Origin of the sequence: Candidatus Phytoplasma sp. AldY-WA1, assembly GCF_020312115.2 — a bacterium.
GTDB classification, from domain to species: Bacteria; Bacillota_I; Bacilli_A; order Acholeplasmatales; family Acholeplasmataceae; genus Phytoplasma; species Phytoplasma vitis.
The window spans coordinates 1-5,656 of record NZ_JAHRHX020000037.1; the positions used below are offsets into that span (position 1 = coordinate 1).

Consider the following 5,656-nt stretch of genomic DNA (forward strand, 5'->3'; position numbering starts at 1 on the left):
TGACAATGCTGTTATTGAAAATTTTTTCTCAATCATGAAAGGTTATTTTAAAAAACCAACAATTTATAAATTAGAAAGATTTGCTAATTTTTATAACAATAATTGGATTTTATCGAAATTAAACAACCAATCACCGATTGAATTTTTATCAAATAACAATTTTAAAAAACACTAAATTAAATTTTCTTAAACAAAATGAATTTTTTTTCCGTTTTTTTGACTCATTTCGGCGGTTATATATATGTAAGGTGATTTTTTAATTTTATTTTTTTAAAATAATAAAAAAAATCAACAACTTTTATCATTTTATAAAAAAAATAAATTTTTTTTACCATATCATCCAAACCAAATAAAAAAAATAAAAAAAATTTTAAAAAAGAGGTATCAAAATCTCTTTTTTGGTGTTATATATAGTGTATAGAATTTTATATTTTTTTATAAAAAAATATAGATTTGTCATTATAGATTATAAAATAAATAAATTTAAAAGCAAAAAATATAGTCTTTAAGATGAATTTAAAACATTTACAATTTTTTATAACACTGCGAATTTCAAGAATAACGGTACATCTACATTACATCCGTTTATATTTAATGTACCTTCATGTTTAATTTTGATGTCATGAACGTATTTGTCGCTTAATATAGGAACACTAATTAATAATAATTTTTTATCTAAGTTGTTTCCTTCAATTCGATCAACAGTGAATTTTGGTAAATTAGTTTCGAAATCTATTTTTTCATCTTTTTGAGTGAAAAAATAATTTAAAGCAAAAATACTACCAATTGAAATTAAAACTACAAATAAAATAGTAAAACTTAAATAAATTTTATTCATTTTTTTGATTTTTTTATTTTTGATGTTTTCCATGATTTTTCTCCTTTCTTTTGAATTTTAGTTTTTAAAATTGACTAATGATTATTTTTTAATAGATTTATATTTTTTATATTATATATCTGCACTTGGTCCTTTTTTTCCGTAATATTTTTCATGTTCGTCAACTGGTTTAGATGATTCATCTTTTTTATTGTCAGATTTTGCAGTTGCATCTTTTGTATCAGTTTTTGCTGATTTTGTAGTTGCTGGTACTGTTTCAACTGTTTTAGTTTCATCAGTTTTTGAAAAATAACTAATTACAGATAAAGGCATTTTTTCCCTTCCTTTCTTTTGAACTTTCCCGCTTTATAAAAGAATATAAAGCCAAAAAGGAGATTTCTTTTCGTTTAAAAAAACTTTATATCCTTTTATAAAGCGGAAAAGTTAAATTATTTTTATTTAGTTAAATTAAGTTAATTTAATGTGTTTAACCGCTTTTTTTAAAGCATTTGAAATTTTAAATGCAACAATTGTAGATTCATCATAAAAAATTTTTTTTCTAAATGTTTTTTTTATTTTTAATTTTTAATCTTCTTTCGTTAAAACTTGATATTGTTTTAATATTTGTTGATATTCACGACATTTAATTTTCATCTCTTCAATAAAAGAAGGTTTTAAAAATACTTCTTGAAGATAATATTCTTGAGGATTAAAGTACACTAAAAAAAAGGCACTTTTACTTTCAGAACAAAATAACCCACATTGAATTTGCGCCCAATAATAAGGAGGAATAATGTTTTTTTCAAAAAAATCTTTCCATGAGGAACTATTTTTATCCAAAGGACATTTAATTTCTAACATAGTATTACTTGCTTCATGGTATCCATCCAAAGAAGCGGAAAAAATATCTTTCGTAAATACTGCGGGCTCATAATTTCTTTTTGTTTTAACTGAAAAGAATAAATTTGCTTTTGGCTCCGTTTTTTTACCGTGTTCCATTGCTGGATTAGAAATAAAAACACCATCTTTAAATATTTTTTTTTTAATTAAGTTTTCTTTTGTTTCGTAAGGATTTAAACCCATAATGGTTCCTATTTCGGAAGCATTAACAAAATTTTTACGATGTTGGAACCAGGCCCAGCTATTTTGTTTTAAATTAATTTTCATTTTAAAAATCCTTTTTGAGATTCTTGTTTTTTGAGTATTTGATTTTGTCTTTGTATTCTTGGACTAATGTTTTATAATTTTGAGCTTCTACTGTTCGTTTTCGTGCTTGTGTTTTATAATCTTTGGCTGCGACTGAAAACATTTGTCTTAATTCTGGTGAATTTTTTATTTTTTTTGAGTATTTGATGTTGTCTTTGTATTCTTGGATTATTGTGTATGGTTTTGTGTGTTTTATAAAACTTTGAGCTTCTATTGTGAAATCTTGTGCCATTTTTGTTAACACTTGTGATGATGCTTCATATTCTTTTATTTGGTTTTTAAGGTCTTTTTTCATTTTAAAAATCCTTTTTGAGATTGATTTAAATTATTATGAGTCAAATCGAAATTATACAATTGACACATTTTTTTTAATTTATTAATGATTCTAAAAGCTTTCATAATTTGGTTATTATCGTTAGTAATTTGCAAATGTTCTAATAATTGTTCGATACTTAAATTACTACTAATAAAAGTAATTAATCCTTTTTCTTGACGAGCATTTAAAAGAGGATATAAAATATCATCGCGAAAATAAACCGTTAAATTTTCCGCTCCTAAATCATCTAGAAATAAATAAGGAATGTTTCTTAAATAATCCATTTTATGGCTTAATTCTTCATCAAACCATCCTGACTTAAATTGTCTAGGTAAATCGGGTAGAAATAAAAATAAGAAATCTTGTTTTTCTTTTAAAAAATATTTCATCATTAATTTAAAGAAGAATGTTTTACCAGTATCAAAATCGCCATAGATATATAAACTAGGTTTTTTTTGTTCGCTTTCAAAATTGTTCCAATATTTTTTAACTATTTTTCCTTCAAAATTTTCAATATTAATTTGTTTTAAATTTTCTAAATCTAAACTTTGATTAAATAAAGAATGGATTTTTTGAAGTTTATTTTTAAAATTATAAAATATCATTTGGTTGGTTTCTTTATAAACCATCTCTATATATGGTTTCGTTTTCAAAATTAATTGATAACCAAAAGGCGTTTCTTTTTCATCTTTTAAATAATTGCCGATGGTAATTAAATCTTCTTCGTGATAATCTTTGCCATAAATCCAATTTTTTAATTCTGGTGAATTTTTTATTTTATTTTTAATTTCTTCTTTGTAATTAAAGATGATTTCATTATTTTGTGTTTTTTTCATTAGAAATCATTATTTCCGAAAAAATTTTTTCGAGTTCTTTCGATTAAATCAGAATAAGCATCTTTGTGTGGAGACTGGGAATGACCGAATGTTTGTTGATATAATTTTTCATTTAAAGCAAACATCGGATTTATTTCGGGTTCTTTTTTTAAATATAAAATTTTATTTGAAATATCAAAAGTATAATTTTTATCTATTAGAAAATCAATTTGAATTTTAAAAGGTGGATTTTCTATTTTTTTTAACATCATGATAGTTTCATAAAGGTCAGTATAATTAAGATATAATGTTTTGTTATCCAAGTTATAATTAGTTTTTTGATTGAATAAACGAATTTTAAAATAACTATTTTGAATCAAAAAATTAATTATTTCTTTTAAATTAAAAATTTTTTTCATTTTTTAAAATCTCCTTTTTAAGTTTGACTATTTCGAAACAAAAAAAATAAGTCAAACTATTTTTTTTAATAAATAGTTTAACTTAAATTAACTTTTTAACTGGTTCCATTTTGATGGAGCAGGACATACCTACCTTAAGAGGTACAAACTCATAAGTTAATGCCAAGGTCAGCGTCCCTAAAGAATTCACGTAGTTAATAAGAGTAACTTGGATCTTCCTAAAAATCAAGGTTAAAACCTAAACATAAGAAGATAAAAAGTCTTATGGATTCAAGGAAAAAGCAGAATCATAGTAGTCGTTGGAGTAAAACTGAATTTGGAATAATTCAGATAATCGCCCAAACAGGAAGTCATGGAAAGCATGATATAGGGCGAAAGAGGAAATAATATTTCGGGTTTAAAGACGTAGAAGGGCGGTGGCTATATGCTATCAAATGAAAGTAAAATTTCAAAACTAACTACTCATTTAAACAGAATTGAGACGAAATCAAAAGATAACAAGAACGTATCGAAGCGAACTTATCAATGGATAACCAACAATATCATAAGCTATTATGTAGCTTTTGGAAAAGTAGCAACCAATAAGGGAGCAGGTACAGCTGGAATTGACTTTCAGACCATCGACGGAGTAGATTTAAAGAAACTTCAAAAGTGGAATAAAGAAGTTAGAGAAGGAACATATGAACCTTCACCAGTAAAAAGAATAGAAATTCCTAAACCAAATGGCAAATTAAGACCTTTAGGCATTCCTACCATTAAGGATAGGACGGTCCAAGAGGTAATAAGAAAACAGTTGGAAGCATATTATGAACCGAAATTCTCTGAATTCAGCTATGGATTCAGACCTGGAAAATCAACCCATGATTGCTTAAAACACTTTCAACAAAGATTTCAAGGGATTAATTGGTTTATCAAAATCGATTTAAAAGAATTTTTTGACACGGTAAATCATAAAGTGCTATATGAAGTCATTGACAAAGACATCTCAAAATATAAAGTTAAAAGACTAGTTGCTAAAATGGTAAAAAGTGGATTCATGAAACAAGGACAATACATAAAAACCATAGAGGGAACACCTCAAGGAGGAATTATTTCACCTATTTTATCAAATATCGTTTTGAATGAATTAGATAAATATATAAAAAACCTCCAAAAAGAACTATCCAAATTCATGAAAGTAAAAGATAATCCTGTATATACAAAGATATGTAAGGATATTAATAAAGCTAAAAAAGAAAAGGATAAAGAGAAAGTTAACAGACTAAGAAAAGAATTGAAGATAACTCAAATTTACGAACATAAACCAATTCGAATCGAATATTTAAGATACGCAGATGATTTCATTATTGGAATAAGTTGCCAAAGTAAGACATTACCACATCAAATAAAGAAAATGGTAGTGGAATTTATCGAAGGAAAATTGAAACTAAAAGTTTCAAGCGACAAATCGAAGATCCAAAAGACGAAAAAGGGGATTGAATTCCTAGGATACGAGTTATCGGTAAACCCGACGAAAGAAGAACTTAAAAACAAGTTAACGAGATCCAGTCTAAATGGAAAACCACAACTTAAGATGGGGAAAAAGCTAATTGAGGAAAAAGCTAGAGAAGTAGTATGGATAAATAAAAATAAGAAAGTTATCCACGATAAAACTTTAGTGTGTTTTGAGAAACTAGAAATAATAAGAACTTATAAAGCAATCATGAACGGATACATAAAGTATTATAGCTATATCTCAAACATCTCTCAATTAGGCAAATGGTATTATTACGCGACATATTCTTTATTAAAAACTCTTGCTGGAAAGGATAAATGCTCACTTGCAAAAGTTCGGAAGAAATATCGAGTAGGGAAAAGTTTTGGAATCAAATACGAAACCAAAAACAAAACCAAATATGAGGTATGGTCGCTATTTAGTTGGGAATTTGTGAAAAAATTAAGGAAGTATCAAAATAAAGATACAAACTTAACAATAAACACAAATACCTATAAAAGTAGAACTAAACTAACGGATAGATTGCAAACTGTTAAATGTGAAAACTGTTTAGTAGAAGGAATTTCATTAGAAATTCATCATACGAAG

The 5,656-nt window shown here is 25.8% G+C and carries 7 protein-coding genes; 1 reads left to right on the forward strand and 6 read right to left on the reverse strand.

The genetic code is table 11. The features are described from left to right. Window positions 1-535: 535 nt before the first annotated feature. The 6 genes from KTO59_RS03190 to KTO59_RS03215 form a co-directional block, all read right to left on the reverse strand. Window positions 536-871, reverse strand: a complete 336-nt coding sequence (locus tag KTO59_RS03190; protein WP_284928598.1) for a hypothetical protein — start codon at window positions 869-871, stop codon at window positions 536-538. Between the two features lie 78 nt (window positions 872-949). Further along, the gene (locus tag KTO59_RS03195; RefSeq protein WP_284928599.1) at window positions 950-1,150 is read right to left on the reverse strand and encodes a hypothetical protein; all 201 of its coding nucleotides are present in this window, start codon (window positions 1,148-1,150) and stop codon (window positions 950-952) included. A 252-nt stretch (window positions 1,151-1,402) separates the two neighbouring features. Continuing rightward, entirely contained in the window at window positions 1,403-1,984 is a 582-nt protein-coding gene (locus tag KTO59_RS03200) for a lambda-exonuclease family protein (RefSeq protein WP_284928600.1), read from the reverse strand. A gap of 1 nt (window position 1,985) precedes the next feature. Beyond that, window positions 1,986-2,318 (reverse strand): hypothetical protein, encoded by a 333-nt coding sequence (locus KTO59_RS03205; RefSeq protein WP_284928601.1) that lies wholly within the window; start codon window positions 2,316-2,318, stop codon window positions 1,986-1,988. Then, the gene (locus KTO59_RS03210; protein ID WP_284928602.1) at window positions 2,315-3,175 is read right to left on the reverse strand and encodes a hypothetical protein; all 861 of its coding nucleotides are present in this window, start codon (window positions 3,173-3,175) and stop codon (window positions 2,315-2,317) included. The genes KTO59_RS03205 and KTO59_RS03210 overlap by 4 nt, the downstream gene beginning before the upstream one ends. After that, the gene (locus tag KTO59_RS03215; protein ID WP_284928603.1) at window positions 3,175-3,573 is read right to left on the reverse strand and encodes a hypothetical protein; all 399 of its coding nucleotides are present in this window, start codon (window positions 3,571-3,573) and stop codon (window positions 3,175-3,177) included. Before KTO59_RS03215 ends, KTO59_RS03210 begins: the two co-directional genes overlap by 1 nt. Before the next feature lie 424 nt (window positions 3,574-3,997). Between KTO59_RS03215 and KTO59_RS03220 the strand changes: the two genes are divergently transcribed. Beyond that, a partial coding sequence (locus KTO59_RS03220; RefSeq protein ID WP_284928604.1) for a reverse transcriptase domain-containing protein occupies window positions 3,998-5,656 on the forward strand: 1,659 nt, incomplete at its 3' end.

What these genes read in the sequence shown, in the direction of transcription:
- KTO59_RS03190 (WP_284928598.1), bottom strand. Translation starts at nt 871, where the DNA reads ATGGAAAACATCAAAAATAAAAAAATCAAAAAAATGAATAAAATTTAT.
- KTO59_RS03195 (WP_284928599.1), bottom strand. Translation starts at nt 1,150, where the DNA reads ATGCCTTTATCTGTAATTAGTTATTTTTCAAAAACTGATGAAACTAAA.
- KTO59_RS03200 (WP_284928600.1), bottom strand. Translation starts at nt 1,984, where the DNA reads ATGAAAATTAATTTAAAACAAAATAGCTGGGCCTGGTTCCAACATCGT.
- KTO59_RS03205 (WP_284928601.1), bottom strand. Translation starts at nt 2,318, where the DNA reads ATGAAAAAAGACCTTAAAAACCAAATAAAAGAATATGAAGCATCATCA.
- KTO59_RS03210 (WP_284928602.1), bottom strand. Translation starts at nt 3,175, where the DNA reads ATGAAAAAAACACAAAATAATGAAATCATCTTTAATTACAAAGAAGAA.
- KTO59_RS03215 (WP_284928603.1), bottom strand. Translation starts at nt 3,573, where the DNA reads ATGAAAAAAATTTTTAATTTAAAAGAAATAATTAATTTTTTGATTCAA.